Consider the following 18,292-nt stretch of genomic DNA (forward strand, 5'->3'; position numbering starts at 1 on the left):
CCGTCTGCCGGTCCGCGCTGGCGATGCCGAGGGTGAAAATCCCGCCGATGCGAAAGCTGCGCGCGCGATCCCGCTCCGAGGTCAGGCGCACCACCTGCCCGACCCTGAGGCCCAGATCCTCGGCAAGGCGGCTGCCGATGAGAATGCCGTCCGCCGGCAGGTTGCCGTTGCCCTCAATAATGGCAGAGCCGATATCCGCAATGCTTGAAAGCTGGCCCGGCATCACGCCGATCACGCCGACCGGAGCCCTCGCCTGTCCCCGCTCCACATAGGCCGAGCCCCGGATCTGGGGCGAGACGGCGGTCACCCTCGGCACCGCCTCGATGATCGGCAGGATCGGCTGCCAGATTGCGATCTGCTCGCGCCGGCTGAGGTCCTTCTGCCGAACGACCAGCGCGCCCGCCAGCGGCGACAGGACGGCCGGGGCCCGATCCGGCATTTCCAGAACGATGTGGGGAATGCTGCCCACGGTCCGCAGCGTCAGCAGGGTCGCAAGCCCGCCGATGAGCGCGCTCATGAAGACGAACACGCCCCCCCCCAGCGCCACGCCCGCCATGAGCAGCCCCGTCTGCCCCGGGTGGGACAGCAGATGCCGTATGGCAAGCTTGATGGCATAGGGGCTCATGTCACCCGTCCCACCGGACCTCGTCGCCCGGCGCTGCCGCATCCGGGTCAACGAGGATGCGATCGCCCGGCGTCAATCCATGGGTCACGATCACGGTCTCGGCCGGCCAGTCGATGAAGCCGATCTGCCGCTCGGCGACGCTGCCGTCGTCGGTGACGAGCCGGATGCGGGCGCTGTTGCCCGTCTCCACAATGGCGCTGCGCGGCACGCTGATGGCGCGCTCGCGCCGCTCGATCACCAGATTGGCGGTCACCGTCAGCCCCGAGGGCGCTTCCCTGAGGGCCTCGCGCAGGCGAAGGCGCACGTCCCGCGCGCCCGTTGCCGGGTCGACCCTCGGCTCGATGTGGGCCACCACCGCCTCGACCGGCCGGGGCCGGCCCGGCAGGCTGACGATAGCCTGCGTGCCCGGGCGGATTTCCACGGCATAGATCTCGTCCACTTCCACCGAGACTTCCGGATCGGAAAGATCCGCCAGACGGTAGATCACGCTGTCGAGGCCAACCGTCTGGCCGGGATCGACAGGCCGCTCGAGGATCACCCCGCTGAAGGGCGCGCGCAGCACCCGGCGCTCGCGCAGCTCTTGTGCCTGCGTCCGGCTGGCCTGCCGACGCTTCAGCTCCCGCGCGCCTTCCTGCACGGCAAGGCGGCGCTGCTCCACATCGCGCCGGGTGACGAACTCGCCCAGCGCCTCGTAGCGGGCCAGATCGCGGCGCGCCTGCGCCAGCACGGCCTCCTGCGCCTCGACGGCGGCCTTTGCCTCGGCAATGGCGGCAGCCTCGGGCGCATCATCAACCCGGGCGATGATCTGGCCTTCTGCAACCCGGTCGCCGATGTCGAAGGGCAGCGCCACCAGCGTGCCGCCGAGCGACGGGCGCACGTCCACCTCGAGCCGGGGCCGGATGCGCCCGTTGACCGCCAGCACGCGCACGGCAGGCCGCGCCTCGACGACGAGGGTTTCAACCTGCGCGGGACGCGGGACGAGCAGCCAGACGCCCGCTGCCATCAGCATGATCGCAGCCAGCAAGGCAAACAGGAGACGCCTTGGTTTCATCTTCATCAAGGACTTGAAATAATACGGAATGCGCGCCGGAACAGTGAAGACGCCGTGCCGAGCGGCTGCCCGGGTCAGGCCGTCATCTGCGCGGCAGCGACGCCGCCGCGTCCGGCCGGGCCGATCAGGTGCCCTGCAATCTTCTCAGCCAGGTGCCTGCCGGAGCGCCATGCATCCTCGATCTGCGAGCCCGAGCACCAGTCGCCGCAGGCGCCAAGGCGCAATTCCGGATTCCACAGGTTCTGGCAGCGCCTGCCATTTCCGTGCGCATAGCGCCAGCGGTGGGCCTTGAGAAAGGACGGATGGGGCAGGCGCGCACCCGCCATTTTCTCGAACAGGAGGAACAGGTCCATGGCAACCGCCGCTCCGGTCCGGTGAAGGTGTCTGGCGGACCAGTCGGTGCTGGCCTGAACGACCCAGCATTCGGCAGGGCCCCGCCCGGGTTTGGAATTGTTGCGCGCCGCAAGGGCAATGTCGCCATCCTCGGGCAGGAAATCCGGCAGGCCGGCAAGCGGCTCGGAAAAGGCGGCCATCAGCGTCCAGCAGGGCCGGGAGCGCGCCATGGCCGGCTCGTACGCCATGCCGGGGTCGTGAGGCGCGAGAAGGGGCACCGCCTGTTCTGCGGGCGTCGCGATGGCAATGGCCGCAAAGGGTCCGTCGTAGAGGGAGGGGCCGGCCACATACCAGGACGCGCCATCGGTTTCGATCTTCTGCACCAAGGCCCCGAAGCGGGCATCATGGCTCAGGCGCTGGTGCTCGACCAGCATGCTCATCGACGGCACGCCGACCAGCGCACCGGCCGGCCCGCCAGGCCAGGGGGCAAGGAGCCCGGCCCGCGCCCAGGCGCTCACCTGCTCCTGAAAGTCCGCGCCAACAGCTGTCAGGCACGGGGCGCCGAAATCCCAGGCCATGTCGCTCAGCTCCAGCGTGGACGTCCGCCCGCCGGGCTTGCGGCCCTTATCGAACAAGGTGACGTCTATGCCCTTGATCCGTAATAGATTTGCACAGGCGAGGCCGGCAATGCCCGCACCGACGATGCCAACCTTCATGATTGTCCAAACCCTCGGACAGTCCTGTTTGGCGGCGGCGTGCCGCTGGGCGGGACTGTGGCTTTAATTCTCATGTTCTGCCTTCCAGACGCATACCACTGACGGCCGGTCATTGCTGAGGCCGGGGCAGAGATTCTAGGCTCTGGACGAGAGGTCTTCGATATGGCCAAAGGTACAGGATGGACACACCCATGCACATGATGCCGGACGCCCTGCCGGACTCGCTGATCGCTCACAGCAACGTGGCGGCGGTCGTCAGTGATCCGCGCCAGCCCGACAATCCGATCGTGGCCTGCAACGAGGCCTTCGTTCGGCTGACCGGCTATGCGAGGGAGGAGATCGTCGGGCGCAACTGCCGTTTTCTGCGCGGGGAGGGCACCGCGACGGAGCAGACGGCGGTCCTGCGCGAGGCGATCCTGCGGCAGCAGCCGGTCATGGCGGAGCTGCTCAACTATCGCAAGGACGGCTCGTCCTTCCGCAACGCCGTCATGATCGCCCCCCTGTTCGATGATGACGGCAAAATTCTCTATTTTCTCGGCTCGCAGATGGCCATCGAGGACGGCGCGGCAAGCCGTCAGGCGCAGGCCCGTGCCCGGGTCGAGGGTCTGACCCGCCGCCAGCGCCAGATTCTCGAGGCTCTCGCCAAGGGGCGTCTCAACAAGCAGATCGCCTTCGAGCTCGGCCTGACCGAGCGGACCGTGAAGATGCATCGCGCCGCACTGCTGCGCGCGCTGGGCGTGGCAACCGTGGCTGAGGCCATCCGCATCGGCATCGAGGCTGGCCTTTGAGCCTTGTCAGTACGGCATGTGGGGAGCAGGCCTCCGGGATCGCTCGCGCGCCTTCTGCCCGCCCCCTGCCAGTGTAGCTGCCTCAGCCGGAAATGCGCCGGATGAGCTGGATGCGCACGCCGTCCGGATCCGTGATCTGATGAATTTCAGAATCCGGCGTCAGGACATGGTTTTCGGGATAGCGCCGCCCGCCAAGGGCCTCGAGTTCCCTGGCGGTCTCATCGGGCGAGGCGTCTAGGAACGAAAGCTGCGTCAGCCCGAAGCGGTTGAGGGGGCCGCGCTCCCTTGATCCGAACGACGACGGCTCGAACACCTTCAGGAGTTCAATGACGTTGCCGTCCGCATCCCGCACCATCTGGGCCCGCAGCTTGATGCCGGGGACCTCATTGATCGTGCCCAGCCAGTCATATCCCTGGTCGAGCACATAATTCTCCGCCGCCTCGAAACCGAGCTGGCGGTAATAGCGCATCGATGTATCAATATCATTGACGCAGATGCCGCCGTGCGAGAAGCGCGCCGCTACATCCGGGTGGTGCATGAACTCGATGCGGATGCCGTCCGGGTCCGTACAGTAAAGCAGGGTCGTGCCCCCTTCGGCAAAGTGCGCGCGGGTGTGCTCGAACACATGGCCGCCCGCCGCTGCAAGGCGATGCGCCGCCGCGTCGATGTCATCCACATAAAACGAGATATGCACGAGCCCGTACTGGAGGGTCGAGCGCCGCTCGCGCGGGCCGGTTGCCTGGGGGTTGGTAAATTCCATGAGCTGCAGCATGGGCCCGTCGGGATGCTTCAGCACCCGCGTGCGCAGGGAGGCATCCGCAAGCCCCATCTGCTTTGCAACATCCGGGCCGCTAAGATCGGCTGACGAGACCTCGGAAAAATCCAGGGCTTCCTTATAAAAACGAGCAGAACGCTCCAGATCCTCAACGCAAAGGCTGCGATACAAAAGACGCGCCATTCCTGTCCCCCTGTTCATTGTTTTTTTGAGCCCCCTCCAGCCGGCGCAGAAGGGTCCGGTTTTCTGCAAGATATGCGGTCTGCCTGCAGCGCCGGGGATGTCCATCCCGCAAGACGCCTCGCGTCAGATTAACCGGATGTGTGCACTTTGGGACCTAGTGCGCTTGCTAGCTTGCGCCTTGCGGCGTGCCTGCTCCCGTAATTTTGCCTTAGCCTGACTTGACTATACCCAAAAAATTCAAGGCGCAGGCCGTGCGCTGTTTACGGTCCGTCTTGCGAAATCGTTCTCTATATGTTCTGTTTGGCGCATGGGTTACACCGCGCCGGTCTTCATCTCTGACTACGTGACCCCGTATCTGCAGATTAAATGCCGATGCGGGCGCAAGTCCTTGGTGTCGAAAGACCGGGCGATCCATCACCTGAAGACAATGGCACGCACCGAGCGGGGCGGCCCTTACGCCGTTCCGCGAATCCAGCACCTCTATCGGCATCTGGTCTGCAAGGGGTGCGGGCAGCGGGGGCAGATCGACATCGAGCCGGTGCCCCAGCCGGCGGGTACGATCCAGTGGGTCTATGAGCTGGATGAATGGTCGCGGCTGGAGGTGACCTGCCGGTGCGGCCATACGCACAGCTTCCTGGTGAAGGACCTGCTTTATCAGATGAAGCTCAAGTCCATGACCATGCACTGGGACAAGCTGCCCGGCCGCTTCCGGTGCCGGCAGTGCCGGCGCAAAGGACATGTCACCCTCCGCCGGCAGGATCGGGAGAGGCGGTAAGGGCCCGGTCCGTTGGGGTGCTTCATTAACCCTGTAATCCGACCACAACTCCCGCTTGGACGATCACGCGTCGACCACGCATTTTCCGCCGCCCGCCCTGGGGGGGGGACGGTCTGGTGCGACGGTCTGGGGTCGCCCTTTCCCCAAGGCGGCCCGGAGGAGCGGCAAAGGCGCACACTTGATGCCACTGGCGATAGCTTTTAGGAAAGTGTCTTCGCGCTTGGCCCAGGCTGGTCCTTGGCTGCGGCGTGCGCTGGGCAGAGAGCCCCGTTCGGGCGATGTTCTGCAGCTGTCGCACGGGTCAAAGGCCGGGAATTACAGGGGTGCTCATCGATGGTGTTCAAGTTCCTCCATGCCGCTGATCTGCATCTCGACAGCCCGCTGCTCGGGCTTGCGGCCAAATCGGCCGACTATGCGGCGCGGGTCGATCGCGCCTCCCGCGACGCCTTTGAAAAGCTGATCGGGCTGGCGATCGATGAGCGCTGCGCCTTCGTAGTGCTCGCCGGCGACATCTTCGACGGAGACCTGCGTAATTTCGAGACCGGTCTGTTTTTCATGAGCCAGATGCGCCGGCTCGAGGCGGCAGGCATCCGGGCGTTCCTGCTGTTCGGAAATCACGACGCGGAGAACCGTTTCGCCTCCAAATTGAAGCTGGCCTCGAACGTTCACGTCTTCAGCAGCAAGCGGGCCGAGACCATCGCCATCGATGAACTGCGCGTCAGCGTCCACGGGCGCAGCTTCCCCCAGCGGGATGTGACCGACAACATTGCCCGCGATTATCCCGCAGCCGTTTCCGGTCATTTCAATATCGGCGTGCTCCACACCGCCTGTCAGGGCAGCGAGAGCTACCATGCGCCTTATGCGCCCTGCACGGTCGAGCAACTCGCCAACCACGGCTATGACTATTGGGCGCTGGGCCATGTGCACGCGCGCGCAGTCCTGAGCACCAATCCTCATATCGTCTACCCAGGCAATCTGCAGGGCAGGAGCGTCCGGGAGACCGGGCCGAAGGGTGCAACGCTCGTCACCGTGACCGATGGCGGCGTTGCCGACCTGACGCACCATGATCTGGATGTGATCCGCTGGGCCTTGTCGACGGTGGATGCAACGGCCCTTCAAACCCATGCCGACCTCCTCGCCCGGATCCGGGAGACTATTTATGAGGCCTGCAGCGGGGCGGGGGACCGTGGTCTGGCGATCCGGCTCCAGCTGACCGGCGAGACGCAGCTGCACCACCGCCTCATGATCGATCCCCAGTCGCTAAGAGATGACGTTGCAGCGCTGCTGGCGACCCTCTCCCATGACATCTGGCTGGAAAAACTCGTGGTGGCGACCGCCCCGCCGAAACGGCAGGAAGCCCTTGACCCGACCGTCTCGGGCCGGCTTGCCTCCGAGATCATCCGCCTGAGCCCGGAGGAAGTCGGCGCGATCATCGAGGTGAAGCTGGCGGAGGTCCGGGCCAAGATGCCGGCCGGCGCGCGGGCGCAGGAATTTCTGGACGGATTCAGGGACGACATCCCGGATCGGGCCCGCGCACTGGCCCTGGCGCTGGTGGGCGATGCGGAGGACGGCCATGCGTCTCACTGAGCTGACCCTCGAGCGATACGGGGCCTTTGCCGAGCGCCAGCTCTCCTTCCCGACGACTGCCGGCCTGACGATCATCTACGGCCAGAACGAGGCGGGCAAGAGCACCTGTCTGTCCGCCCTCGGCGATTTTCTGTTCGGCATTCCGGAGCGAACACCCAACGCGGCCCTTTTCGGCTACGAGGGCATGCGCCTGGGCGCGACGCTCATGGATGTCGACGGCACGGTCCTGACGCTGCGCAGGCGGCGCGGGCGTGGCCGCACCCTGACCGATGCGGACGGCGGCTTGGTCGATGAGGCGGTTATGGCCCGCCTTCTGGGGGCGACGACCCGGGAGCGGTTCACCTCGCTGTTCGGGCTCAACCACCAGACCTTGCGGACGGGCGGTGAACGCCTGCTCGCCGCCGATGGCGAGATCGGGCGTCTGATCCTCGAGGCCGGCGGCGGCCTGCGTTCCCTGATGGCGCGGCTCGATGCGATCGATGCGGAGGCGGACAAGCTCTTTGCGCCGCGCCGGTCCGCCGACCGGGCCTTCTACAAGACGCTGGACGCCTTCAACGAGGCCGACCGGCGGGTCAAGGAGCACACGATCACGCTCGATGCCTATGAGCAGAGCCGCAAGGCCGCCGAGGCGGCAAAGGCCCGGCTCGCGGATCTGCGCACGGAAAAGCAGAGGCTTCGGGCCGAGATTTCGGGCCTTGAACGTCTGGTCCGGGCCCTCCCGCACATGCGGGCGCTCGAGCGCCTGGCGGCCGCGCTTGAGGACTATGCGGACCTGGCGGCGCTGCCGCCCGGCTTTGACCAGCAGGTGACCAGGGCGCTCGAGCAGCGTCAGGCGGCGACCTCGACTCACGAGGAGGCCTGCGCCAGACGCGATCAGCTTGTCCAGCGCTACGAGGCGCTGGCGGTGATGCAGGCCTTCATCGACTTGGAAGCGCAGATCCGGGATCTGGGTGAGCAGGCCCTTCACGTGCGCAAGGCGCGGGCGGACCGCTCCAATCGCTACAAGGAAATCGAGGCGGCCGAGGCCAGTCTTGCCACCCTGCGCCGTATTCTTCATTTGCCGCCCGAGGCCGATCTCATGTCGCGCCTGCCGAGCCCGTCTGCGCTCGAGCGGGTGCAGACGCTGGCGACCGAGGCGCTCGAGCGGGCCGGGGCCATGGCCGGAGCGCGTGAACGCGCCGGAGATCTGCAGGACCGCCTCAAGACACTGGAGCGGGCCCTCGAGGCGGCGCGCGCTGCCGGTCACAGCCTGCCGGCTCCCTTCAATGCATCGCAGTTTGCGGGTTTGCCGGAAGCCGTGGCGCGGGCGGCTGCCGCAAAGGCCAGGGCCGAGCAGGCGCTCGGCGCCGTCGCCCTCGAGACGGAAAAGCTCGGGTTTGCATCTTTGGAGGCCTTGGCGGACTTCCCGTGTCCGTCCGTTGAGGACATTCGCGCCGAGCAGGCGGCAAGAGCCGAGCTCGAGGCGTCGCTGCAGGCACGGCTTGCCGAGCAGGTCGAGGCGGAGAGGAAGGCCAGGGCCGCGCACGAGGAGATCGAGCGGCTTGAGGCCGCCGGCCCCGTGGCAACGGACGGTGCCCTGGCCGAGGCGCGCGACCTGCGCAGCATGGCCTGGTCGCCGCTGAGGGCGGCCTTTCTCGATGGCGCGCTGCCGGACGAGCCGGCCGTGCGACGCGCGCAGATCGATACCTACGAAACTCACGTGCGGGGCTCGGATGATCTGGCCGATCGCCGGGCCTCGGAGGCGCAGCACGCCGCCAACCTGACGCTTGCCCGCCAGCTTCTGGCCGAGAGCAAGGCAACCATCGAGGCCTCGGGCCGGCTGATCCTGGACTTGCGCGAGCGGCTCGAGCGCCGGATGAAGGCATTCGCAGATGCCTTTCCAGACGGTGCGCGCCGCTTCGAGCATCTGGCCGGGCTGACCCTGTTTGCGGAGCGCCGGGCCCGGGTTCTTGAGAAGGCTGCGGCAGCGCGTGCGCTGCAGGAGGAAGCTGATCGCCTCGAGATGACGATCGAGCCTCAACTCAGTGTCTTTGCCGAGGCGCGTCAGGCCATGCAGCTGCCCGGCGCGTCTGGGCCGGCGTTTGCCGTTGACGTTCAGGCCGTGTGCGCGGCGCTCGCGCGCCATGAAGCCGGCCATGCCGACTACCGGCGCGATGTGCGGGACAGCGAGGATCTGCGCCCCAAGGCCGTGCGCGCCGAGCAGGAACTGGAAACCATGCGGGCGGCCGAGCGCACCTGGCAGGATGAGTGGAAGCAGGCGCTCTCGAGCCTTGGCCTTGATGCCGATCTGGCGCCGGATCGCGCCGGCGCTCTCATCAGCGAGTGGTCCGGCGCCCGGGCGACCCTGGCCATGATTGCCCAGACACGCGCGCGCCTCGCGCGGATGGATGAGGACGAAGCCGCGCTGAAAGCGGCCGCCGGCCAGCTGGGGGCGGCGCTTGGCCTCGCCCTGCCGGAGGATCCGGTCGCTGCCGCCGAGCAGGTCCTGACGCGCTGGAGGGAGCAGGAGGAAATCCGGCTCCAGCGCGCCGCGCTCGGCCCCGATGTGAACGCTGCCAGGGCTGATTGTGCCCGGCTTGCAACCGCGGAGGAGGCCGCGCATCTGGCGGTTGCCGCCCTTTGCGCCAGCGCGGGCGTATCGGATGAGAACGCGCTGCGCGCCAGTGCGGCGCGATGCGCGGCCCGCGATGACCTCGTCCAGCAACGGGTGATGACGGAGCGTGCGCTTGCCGATGTCAGCGACGGCCATGACGCCGCAGCGCTGCAGGCGCAGGCGGCCGGGCGGGACCTGGATATGTTGCGGGGCGCGCTGGCCGCTGCCAGCGAGCGGGATCTGGCGCTCGAGACAGAGATCGAGACGGCGCTTCTTGAGCACAAGTCCACCCAGGACGTGCTGGAGACGTACATGTCGGAGACCGGCATTAACCTTGCCATCGCCGAGCGCGAGAGCGCGGCCGCCGACATGCAGTCGACGATCCAGCGGTATATCGAGCTGACCGTGGCGCGCGCCATGATTACAAGCGCCATCGAGCGCATCCGTGGCGAGCAGCAGGATCCCCTCGTGCGCCGGGCCGGCGAGCTTTTTGCCTTCACCACGCGCGACGAGTTTTCCGGCATCGAGACCGACATCGATGACAAGGGCCAGCCGGTCGTGGTCGGCCGACGCCGGTCAGGGGCGATTGTGCCGGTGTCTTCCATGAGCGATGGCACGCGGGATCAGCTCTTCCTGGCGTTCCGCCTTGCCAGCATCGAGAACTATGCCGCCTCGGCCGAGCCGCTGCCGTTCGTTGTCGATGATATCCTCGTGCATTTCGACGATGAACGCAGCGCCGCGACGCTCGAGCTTCTGGCCGAGTTCGGCAAGACCAACCAGGTCCTGCTGTTCACCCATCACCAGAGTGTTCGGAACGAAGCGCGGCGCCTGGAGGCGGAAGGAACGGCCGCAGTCGTTGAAATCACACGGCTGTCATAGGCCAGCCATGCCCTTGTCTTGCACGTCGTACGCCGCCGACGACGGAGGAATATTCCGTGCGCTGGCGGGTGGGATTGTCTGATCGCCGTCCCGGCTGAAGGTTGCATTCAGCCATCACCTGGGTATGATCTGGGCCACCTTGGCACATCATTGAAAGGGACCGCCTTTGGCGGGACGGATGATGCGCCATTCCTTCGCGACACTCCACACCTTCGCGGCACTCTGCCTTCTCGTCTTCCGTGCGGCGCCAACGCTTGCGGACAGTCCGCCGCTTTCGAGCCTTGCTTCCCAGGCGCGCTCCGCCGAGCGCACAGAACAAGAGGCGGGCCCCATGAGCGCGTTTGCGCTTTATGTGCATCGCCCCGCAAGGGCAGGGAACATCCAGATCGAGCGCATGCCGACGGGCGCGGGCATCGATCAGGCACCGGACCGCTGCCTTGAGACAGCATACGTCCGGCATCCGGCGGCATCGCATGACATCAATGCCCGCAGGCAGCTGTACTGGCCCTTGCTGGTCGAGGCGGCCTGCGCCCATGGTGTGCCGGTCGAGCTGATGGATGCGGTGGTCTTGGCGGAGAGCCGGTATCAGGTCCTGGCGCTTAGCCGCGCAGGCGCTGCTGGCCTTGCGCAGCTGATGCCCGGGACGGCGCGTGAGCTGGGCGTGACAAACAGGCTGGATCCGCGCGCCAACCTGCAGGGCGGAGCGCGGTACCTGCGCCAGATGCTGGATACCTTTGGCTCGCCCGTTCTTGCGGTTGCCGCCTACAATGCCGGGCCCGGGAGAGTGCGGCGGGCAGGCGGGGTGCCGGCGCTTGCCGAGACCCTGGACTATGTCGGGCGTGTCATGGACTACTGGCGGACAGCAATGCTGCCCCGTGCGCAAACAATTATGGCAGGCCTGCCGTCGGGGCAGGAGGGGCAGGCGGCTGCAATGGCCGGAAGGGACGTGGTTGCGAGCCGCTAGTCTTTGCGCCTGTCAATCGGGGCAAGGAACCGCCCATGACGCCGCGTGCCGCCCGGGCACGGCAGGAGACTTGCAAGGCAAGCTCCCTGCCGTGCTATTCAGGGCGCAGTCTTTCAGAGAAAATCGGCCTACTCGAGCAGGCTGTCCCGCAGCTGCTGCAGATCATCTCCGGACAGGCCCAGAGCTGTGCGCAGATAGCCCTCGACCGAGCCGTACTTGCTGTCGAGCGCGGCGAACGTCGCGATGATATAATCCGGGTCCGTGCGCAGCAATGGCGCCACGACCTCCGGGGGCAGACTGGCGAGGAATCCGAGAGCGCCATCTTCACCCTTGGTGACGAGCTCTTTTTGGAAATCCACGATTTTTTCCGACAAAGCGTAGTCCTCGACGATGACATCCCGTGGCACGCCGAGGGCGCTGAGCAGCAGGGCCGCTGCAACACCGGTTCTGTCCTTCCCGGCGGTGCAATTGAAGGCGAGGGGAACCTCGCCCGCCAGCAGGCGCTGGAACATCTCCTTGTAGGCTTCGGCCTGCTCTTCGGGCATGCGGCGATAGCCCTCGGTCATGGCCGCCTTCATCTGCTCGGCCGAGACCCGCTGCTCAAGGAGCTTGGAGAATTCCCCGAACCCCATGTCGTACTCGCGGTACCAGTAGTCGATTTTTGCAGCCTCCGGCCAGAGGTTGGGCTCCGAGGCGCGCTCCGGGCTGGTGCGAAAATCGCAGACGACCTTGACGCCGAGCCGGGAGAGGTAATCGTAGTCGGCATGTGTCAGCCTGGCCATGCTGCCGGAGCGGAAGACCTTGCCCCATTTGACGCGCCGGCCATCGGCGGCGGCATAGCCGCCAAGATCGCGGAAGTTGCGCCCCCCGGCCAGGGGCAGGACCCGCTCGGCGGTCCACAGACCGCTTCCCTGCTCATCCTCGATATAGAAATAGGGCCGCCCGCCGGCCGGCGTCTGCACGACTTCATGGCCCGGTGCGCTGCGCCGGAAGAGTAGTTTGCGCTCTGAGGCGGGCGCATCGGGTTTTCCCGCCAGATAAACCGCGACAGGCTCTGCTGCCCGATCGCTCGTCCAGTGGATTTCATAGGTGTTTGGCGCCTTGCGCTCCACCGCAGCGGCGGTGACGGCCCCTTGTGCTCCAGCCGCAGGCAGGGCCAGGGTTGCAGCTGCGCAAAGCCATGCCATTTGAATGCGATTTTTCATTCTCTGATCCTCGTCTTCAGAATTTCAGGCGCGCTTCAAGGCCGTAGGTGCGCGGCTCGTTGTAATTGGTCAAAAGGGCATTGTTCAGGCCTCTGCCCTGCAGAAAATACTGAAATACGACCCAGCGCTTGTTGGTCAGGTTTTTGCCCCAGAGCGAGACCGACAAATCGGTTTCGTCTCCGCCCAGTGAAATATTGGCCAGTGTGATGCGGCCATTGAGCATGAGGTAGGAGTCCGTTTTGGGAGAAGAGGCAGCAGAGTAGAAGCTCCCTGAATAGACGGCTTCGGCATGCACGGATAAGGTGCCGAAGCGGAAGGGCTCGAACGCGTAGTCCAGGGATCCGCTCGCCGCGTGGGCGGGCGTATAGGCAGGAGTAGTCCTTGCGGTCTTGCCGGTGAACGGGTCAGTCTCAAGCGGCTGCGTCGTGTCGGTGTAAACATAGTTCAGGCCAAGGGTCAGCGGCGGGATGGGCCGCATCGTGACATCAACTTCGACGCCCTTCATCTTCATGGGCACGTCCAGATTGACCGTCTCCAGATTGGACGGGTTTGCCGGGTTGGAGAAGTCGACCTGGCGGTTGGTGAAGCGGGAGGTATAGGCTGCAATGTTCAGGCGCGCGCGGTGATCCAGCAGGTCTGCCTTGAAGCCCAGTTCCCAGCTTGACAGTTCCTCGTCATCGAAGGTGCGGAAGGTGGCCGAGCGCGAGTTGGCGCCGCCGGCCCGATAGGCCTGGCCCCAGCGCACGTAGGTGTTGACCGTATCGCTCAGGTCAAATGCCAGGGTCCCCGTCGGGTCGATGCGCTTGGATCGGAACTTGAACGCGAACGGCGTCGGCTGGCCGCGCAAGGCAACGAGCTCGCCGCTCTTGCGATCGTGGGTCCAGCGCAGGCCTCCCGTCACGTGCAGTCGCCCGTCCAGCACGGGCGGCGTCCAGGTCGCCTGGCCGAAGAGAGCCTTGGACTTGGCGCGAGCAACGCTGGCGCGATCCGGCGAGGGACCGCCGACGGGCACGGGAAGCACGACGTAACCTGTGCCCGTCTCGTTGAACATCGCCGTCATCGGCGCGTAAGAGCCGTCGGCGGCGTCCTCGTCGAAGTAGAAAGCGCCCAGCACGAAATCGAGCGCTGGGAAGGTGCCGACGAGCTGGACTTCCTGGCTGAACTGATCCTGCTCCACCCAGCTCTGGCTGTAGCGCCCGAAAACGCCATTCGGGCGAAAGGCCATGAAGCTGCCCGCGCCATTGTCGTTGGTCGTCTGGGTGAGGCTGCGAAAAGCCGTGATGGAGCGCAGGGCCAGCTCCTCCGTCATGTCCCAGCTGGCATGGATGTGATGGCCTTCGGACTTGCCCAGATTGGGTGCCAGCGGCACGCCGGCGCGTCCAACGCTGACCGGATCCGGCTCCAGGGAGAAAATGGGCGCCAGCGGCGGTGCGCCCTCGGTCAGAGCCGTTAAATGGGCATAGCCGTTCCCCTGTTCGTCCCGCGAGGTATCAAAGCTGTACTGGACTTCAACGCTGTCGATCGGTCGCCACATCGCCGTGATGCGCAGACCCTTGCGGTCGATGTCGTACCAGTCGGCCTGGCCCTTGAGCGGGTTCTTCACCCAGCCGTCCCGCTTGGTGATCAGCCCGTCCACCTTGATGCTGATGCCGGCGACTTCAGGCAGATCCAGGTGCCCCTTGAGATGATAGCCATCGTAGTTCCGGATGCCCGCCGTCAGGTCGCCTCCGAATTCGCCCGAGGGCTTGCGCGTGACGATGCTGAGCGCGCCGCCGACCGCGTTGCGGCCAAAAAGGGTCCCCTGCGGACCACGGAGCACCTCGATCCGCTCGATATCGAAGAGTTCGGCGCCCAGGCCTTGGGCGCGGCCAAGGTAGACGCCGTCAACGTAGATGCCCACAACCGTATCGCGGCTGATCTGACCAGGGTCCGATGGGACAACGCCGCGCATGCCGATCATCAAGGTGGATGAGCGCCCATAGGCCGGCGCCATGCGAAGGGCAGGCACCGCGCCGCTGGCAAAATCATGCAGGTTGGTGAGGCCGCGTGTCTCCAGAGCCTCACCGCTCAGAACTGCAATTGAAATGGGCGTATCCTGGAGGTTCTCCTGGCGCTTTTGCGCGGTCACGACGATCTCGTCCAGTCGTGCCGCGGGTCCGGCTTCTATCCCTTTCTGAACGGCCTGGGCCGCGCTGGTTTCGGAGAACAGACTGCTTACGCTCACAGACACTAAGAGTACGGTGCGCACTGATACTGTCATGGCTCTCCCCCTCACTTCCTCCCGAACGCTCGGGATAAATCTGGAAGGCCTCAAGGCTAGAAGGTGTGTGCAGTAAAGAACAAGCCGGAATCTGATCGAACTGAACGGGGAATCGGGGGGTAATTGCGCAATTTTCAGCCAAAAACTCGTGTATACTCGAGGTTTCTTGGGAAAGGCCCGTGCAGGTGCCGGAGGTCAGAATTGAAAGAAGTGTACAGTTCGGTTCCGCGGGGCTTTCCTGCCTTGTGCAATATATTGCGGAGCAAGGGGCTCCCGGCGTAGGATCGGCACCCGATCTGGCACGAGGCCGCATCAATTGCCCGGCCCGGCGTGGTTGTACTCAGGAACGGCCGGGTATGGACCGTACAGGACCCCATTGGACTGCATGATGATCGACCGCTCCGGCCAGACTGTTTCAAGGGATGCCATGATCGAGGCTGCCCTGCGCGTTGCACGCGAGGTCGGAATCGGCGGTCTGAACGGACGCCTCGTTGCGGAGGAGGCCGGGGCCCATCCCTCGGCAATCAACTATCGCTTCGCCAGCATGGACGGGCTGCGAAGGGCTCTACATGAGACGCTGAGCAAAAGAAGCGCACAGTGGCGTGCTGCGCAACTTGCCAGCCTGACGGCGGAGCGCTGCGAGGCCATGACGGCTGGCGGTGCCATTGCCGGCTGCATCGCAGGTCTCGCTGCGGATCCGACGCGCCGGGCCCTGATGCTTCAGGAGCTGCGCGAAATCCATGCCTATCAGATATGTGATCTCGGCACGCTCCCTCAGCAGGAGTGGGCCGACAACGAGGCCTTCTATCAGAGCCTGCTGACACGATTTCCAGAAACGGAGCACTTGACTGAAGTCTGGTTGCTGTTCGCCGAAGGCGCCTGCTCCCATGCCCTCGTGGATCCGGATCTGTGCTATCGTACCGCCTGGCTTGCCAGTCTCTCCCACAGGGTGGAGGAACGTCTTAGCCGCCGCACGGTCGTGAGGACTCCCTTTGCCGCGCCGACACCCAGCGCAGCGGAGGATGACCCCAAATGGCCCGAGGGGAAGACCCGGCTCGTCGAGGCGACCTTGCGCATCATCGGCAGGCGCGGGATCAATCAGGTCACGCACCGGCGCGTGGCCGAGGAAGCGGGTCTGTCACTGGCCTCCACCACCTATTTCTTCAGCTCCAAAGAGGAGCTCATCCGGACGGCCTTTCGCTATCTTTACCGGCAGACCTACTATTCGTCCGCAGAAGATGCCAAACACAGCGGGCCGCACTTCACGGATGCGTTGCTGACTCCGGAGGGCCAGCTGCGCTGGGAGGCTGGCGCCCATCGCGCCCTTTTCTTCACCGCAGCCCGTGATCCCGCATTTCACACTTACCTCCACCAGCTGCACAACCGCGGCTACAGCTCGGCCCGCTGGCTGCACAGTCGTGGCGCCACCCGCATAGACCGGCTCGACGGCATCATCTGGTCCCTGCTGGCCGGCGGTATCCTGCAGCGCGTCCTGCTTCTGCCGCCAGAGCAGCGGCGCCCATATGTCGACAGCGTATCCGAGCGGATGTTCCAGCTCCTCTTCGGCGACAAAGACGCTGTTGTCCGCGCCGGGTCTGGCCAATTGGACTGAGGGACACGCCAGTCGGCAGCGCCCGCTTATCTCTGCGCGCAGGAGCGCCCGTCTTGTGCCCGATGCGCTGCCGTCAACGGTCGCGCTGCAGCCGGTCCGCGGCACAAGGGGGGCTAAAACAGCGTCGTGCCGGCTTGTTGCCAGACTATGCTGTGCGCCTGTCTGGCCAGGAAGCGGTTCGAGGGCTGATGTTCGCATGCCTGCCAGCCTTAGGGTAGATCGTCTGCTTGCCCGCAGGCGGCCCTCAGGAGAACTTTGCTCCTTCCCGGCGCTGGCACGAGAGCATGGGGTGCGACGTCCGCCCCACCCGGTAGGGTGAGAGGTCTCTGAGCCCCACGCCAAACGAAAAGGGCGGAAGGCACTGGCCTTCCGCCCCTGACGTTCGTCAACCCTTAAGGGTTTAGCCGTTCAGCTTGTCCTTCACGGCCTTGGCCGGGGCAAAGCTGATCTTGCGCTGGGCCTTGATCTTGATGGTCTCGCCCGTGGAAGGGTTGCGGCCTTCGCGCTCCGGGGTTTCCTTCAGCGTGAACTTGCCGATCCCATTCAGCGACACCTCTTCGCCGTTGTTCACGGCATCAACGATCGCACCGAAGACGGCTTCGATCGTCGCCTTTGCATTCGCCTTGGTGGTATCCAGCTGCTCGGAGAGCTTGTCGGCAAGTTCAGCGGTATTCATCTGTCTTAGACTCCAGAAACGGGGTGCAGCCGGGATCGGCTGTTCATCCTCTCATGCAACGATTGTCGAGTGCTGACAAGCGGTCTTGTCGTCTTGATTTCAGGGTTTTGCGCGGGATCAGGAGGTGGATTCCGCCCGAGCGAGGGCTATGAAGCGGGCACGCCTTCCCTGGCGGGCGGGGATGCCGGTTCATATTGCACAGGCATGCATCCGCCGTATCCGGCCTCGGCCGGCGGCTCCAACCCGACGCAGACTTAGAGACTTTGCCTGCCGTGCCTTCCAGCATGGAGGAGACGCCGGGCTGTCAGGACAGGCAGGTTGCACGAGCCAAGCAAGGCCATGCCCGGCACGGCAGGCCCTGGTGCCAACAGGGGAATGCAGGTAGCCGGCTGTATCCGGGGTGCTCAGAGGTCCGGCATGAATGTGGTGTCTGCCTTGAGCTTGCGATCCATGGTTTGCTCGGTTTTGGTGACGACATACTGAACGATCAGGCTGGCCCACCTGGGATCTGCATAAATGACGTTCTCGCCGAGGCGCTCGAGGAGCTGGGTCGGCAATTCGGCGCAGAGGCGCGTGACAAAATCGGACTGTGCGAGGATCGGGAGGTTGTCGAGGCCGACGATCAGGGCAATTCCGACAATTTCCCGAGGCGTTCCCGTTGCCTGAATAATTCTGAGGAATGTGCGATTTGTCGGGTCGATCGTGCCTCGTAGGATCCTGTTGAGATGGGAAGGAGGCATGCCGGCGGCTTCGGCAATCTTCTTCTGTGATTTTCCGCTGTAAGTGATCAAAGCGGATAGAAGAGAGATTGTCGTCTTGGGCTGGATCGTCACGTCTGTGTCCATAGTTCAACATCTGAATTGGTTGGCGGAAACACAAACACTTAAAGGCCATGCGCCGCGGGCGTTTATTGTCTTCCCTACAACAGGAAACAGGCGGCCCCGCGCCGGTCGGTCAAATATGATAATTTCGCCGCCGTATTCATATGCAACATTATTCTAGGAATATTGTGAGGCGCCTGAAAATCTATTCAGATTTCCGAATGATTTTTCTTTCATCCCTGAGTGCCCGGACTCGCGGGATCCTCTGTCTGCATAAAATGAAACGGCCGTTGCCTTATGTGGAAATTGCCGTGACACCCCAGCGCAATGCCCGTTTTCAAGAATGCTATTATGGCCTGCCATCTCTTTAAATCCGCGTTTCCATTTAATGTAATTGCCGGGCAAATGAATTGCAGAGGCCCGGGATTTTGTTGCCCTGTGGCCCAAGA

15 protein-coding genes are annotated in these 18,292 nt (G+C 64.8%); 6 read left to right on the forward strand and 9 right to left on the reverse strand.

All coding sequences use genetic code 11. From position 1 onward, the window contains the following. The 3 genes from VIG90_RS10310 to VIG90_RS10320 form a co-directional block, all read right to left on the reverse strand. On the reverse strand, positions 1-625 hold a 625-nt coding region (locus VIG90_RS10310; protein ID WP_331593427.1), incomplete at its 3' end, for an ABC transporter permease. Between the two features lies 1 nt (position 626). Beyond that, positions 627-1,682 carry an efflux RND transporter periplasmic adaptor subunit gene (locus VIG90_RS10315; RefSeq protein ID WP_331593428.1) on the reverse strand — a complete coding sequence of 352 codons (1,056 nt, stop codon included), beginning with the start codon at positions 1,680-1,682 and terminating at the stop codon, positions 627-629. Positions 1,683-1,750: 68 nt separating this feature from the next. Next, entirely contained in the window at positions 1,751-2,725 is a 975-nt protein-coding gene (locus VIG90_RS10320) for an NAD(P)/FAD-dependent oxidoreductase (protein ID WP_331593429.1), read from the reverse strand. Positions 2,726-2,916: 191 nt separating this feature from the next. Between VIG90_RS10320 and VIG90_RS10325 the strand changes: the two genes are divergently transcribed. Next, a complete protein-coding gene (locus VIG90_RS10325) occupies positions 2,917-3,513 on the forward strand; it encodes a PAS domain-containing protein (protein WP_414695489.1) in 597 nt (198 codons plus the stop codon). Positions 3,514-3,595: 82 nt separating this feature from the next. Here the strand turns inward: VIG90_RS10325 and VIG90_RS10330 are convergent, their stop codons facing one another. Next, the gene (locus VIG90_RS10330) at positions 3,596-4,471 is read right to left on the reverse strand and encodes a VOC family protein (RefSeq protein WP_331593430.1); all 876 of its coding nucleotides are present in this window, start codon (positions 4,469-4,471) and stop codon (positions 3,596-3,598) included. A 388-nt stretch (positions 4,472-4,859) separates the two neighbouring features. On the opposite strand from VIG90_RS10330, the gene VIG90_RS10335 reads away from it, so the two are divergent. The 4 genes from VIG90_RS10335 (at position 4,860) to VIG90_RS10350 (ending at position 11,269) form a co-directional block, all read left to right on the forward strand. Beyond that, on the forward strand, positions 4,860-5,246 hold the full coding sequence (locus VIG90_RS10335) for a hypothetical protein (protein WP_331593431.1): 387 nt from the start codon (positions 4,860-4,862) through the stop codon (positions 5,244-5,246). A gap of 333 nt (positions 5,247-5,579) precedes the next feature. Then, positions 5,580-6,833 carry a DNA repair exonuclease gene (locus VIG90_RS10340; RefSeq protein WP_331593432.1) on the forward strand — a complete coding sequence of 418 codons (1,254 nt, stop codon included), beginning with the start codon at positions 5,580-5,582 and terminating at the stop codon, positions 6,831-6,833. Next, positions 6,820-10,305, forward strand: a complete 3,486-nt coding sequence (locus VIG90_RS10345) for an ATP-binding protein (protein WP_331593433.1) — start codon at positions 6,820-6,822, stop codon at positions 10,303-10,305. The genes VIG90_RS10340 and VIG90_RS10345 overlap by 14 nt, the downstream gene beginning before the upstream one ends. 331 nt (positions 10,306-10,636) lie before the next feature. Continuing rightward, positions 10,637-11,269 carry a lytic transglycosylase domain-containing protein gene (locus VIG90_RS10350; protein ID WP_331593434.1) on the forward strand — a complete coding sequence of 211 codons (633 nt, stop codon included), beginning with the start codon at positions 10,637-10,639 and terminating at the stop codon, positions 11,267-11,269. Between the two features lie 128 nt (positions 11,270-11,397). Here the strand turns inward: VIG90_RS10350 and VIG90_RS10355 are convergent, their stop codons facing one another. Both VIG90_RS10355 and VIG90_RS10360 read right to left on the reverse strand, forming a co-directional pair. Continuing rightward, the gene (locus tag VIG90_RS10355) at positions 11,398-12,474 is read right to left on the reverse strand and encodes a tyrosine-protein phosphatase (RefSeq protein WP_331593435.1); all 1,077 of its coding nucleotides are present in this window, start codon (positions 12,472-12,474) and stop codon (positions 11,398-11,400) included. Positions 12,475-12,490: 16 nt separating this feature from the next. Continuing rightward, positions 12,491-14,602 (reverse strand): TonB-dependent receptor, encoded by a 2,112-nt coding sequence (locus tag VIG90_RS10360; protein WP_331593436.1) that lies wholly within the window; start codon positions 14,600-14,602, stop codon positions 12,491-12,493. Positions 14,603-15,122: 520 nt separating this feature from the next. Here VIG90_RS10360 and VIG90_RS10365 point away from each other — a divergent pair. Continuing rightward, a complete protein-coding gene (locus VIG90_RS10365; protein WP_331593437.1) occupies positions 15,123-16,346 on the forward strand; it encodes a TetR family transcriptional regulator in 1,224 nt (407 codons plus the stop codon). 400 nt (positions 16,347-16,746) lie between these two features. Here VIG90_RS10365 and VIG90_RS10370 read toward each other — a convergent pair whose 3' ends face one another. The 3 genes from VIG90_RS10370 to VIG90_RS10380 form a co-directional block, all read right to left on the reverse strand. Continuing rightward, on the reverse strand, positions 16,747-17,058 hold the full coding sequence (locus VIG90_RS10370) for an HU family DNA-binding protein (protein ID WP_331593441.1): 312 nt from the start codon (positions 17,056-17,058) through the stop codon (positions 16,747-16,749). A gap of 368 nt (positions 17,059-17,426) precedes the next feature. Next, complete coding sequence (locus VIG90_RS10375) at positions 17,427-17,855, reverse strand: helix-turn-helix domain-containing protein (protein ID WP_331593438.1); 429 nt, start codon at positions 17,853-17,855, stop codon at positions 17,427-17,429. Between the two features lie 165 nt (positions 17,856-18,020). Beyond that, positions 18,021-18,292 (reverse strand): hypothetical protein (locus VIG90_RS10380; RefSeq protein ID WP_331593439.1); only part of this gene is annotated, 272 nt, incomplete at its 5' end.

This window comes from Pedomonas sp., assembly GCF_036515995.1.
In the GTDB taxonomy this organism is placed as follows: domain Bacteria; phylum Pseudomonadota; class Alphaproteobacteria; order Sphingomonadales; family Sphingomonadaceae; genus Pedomonas.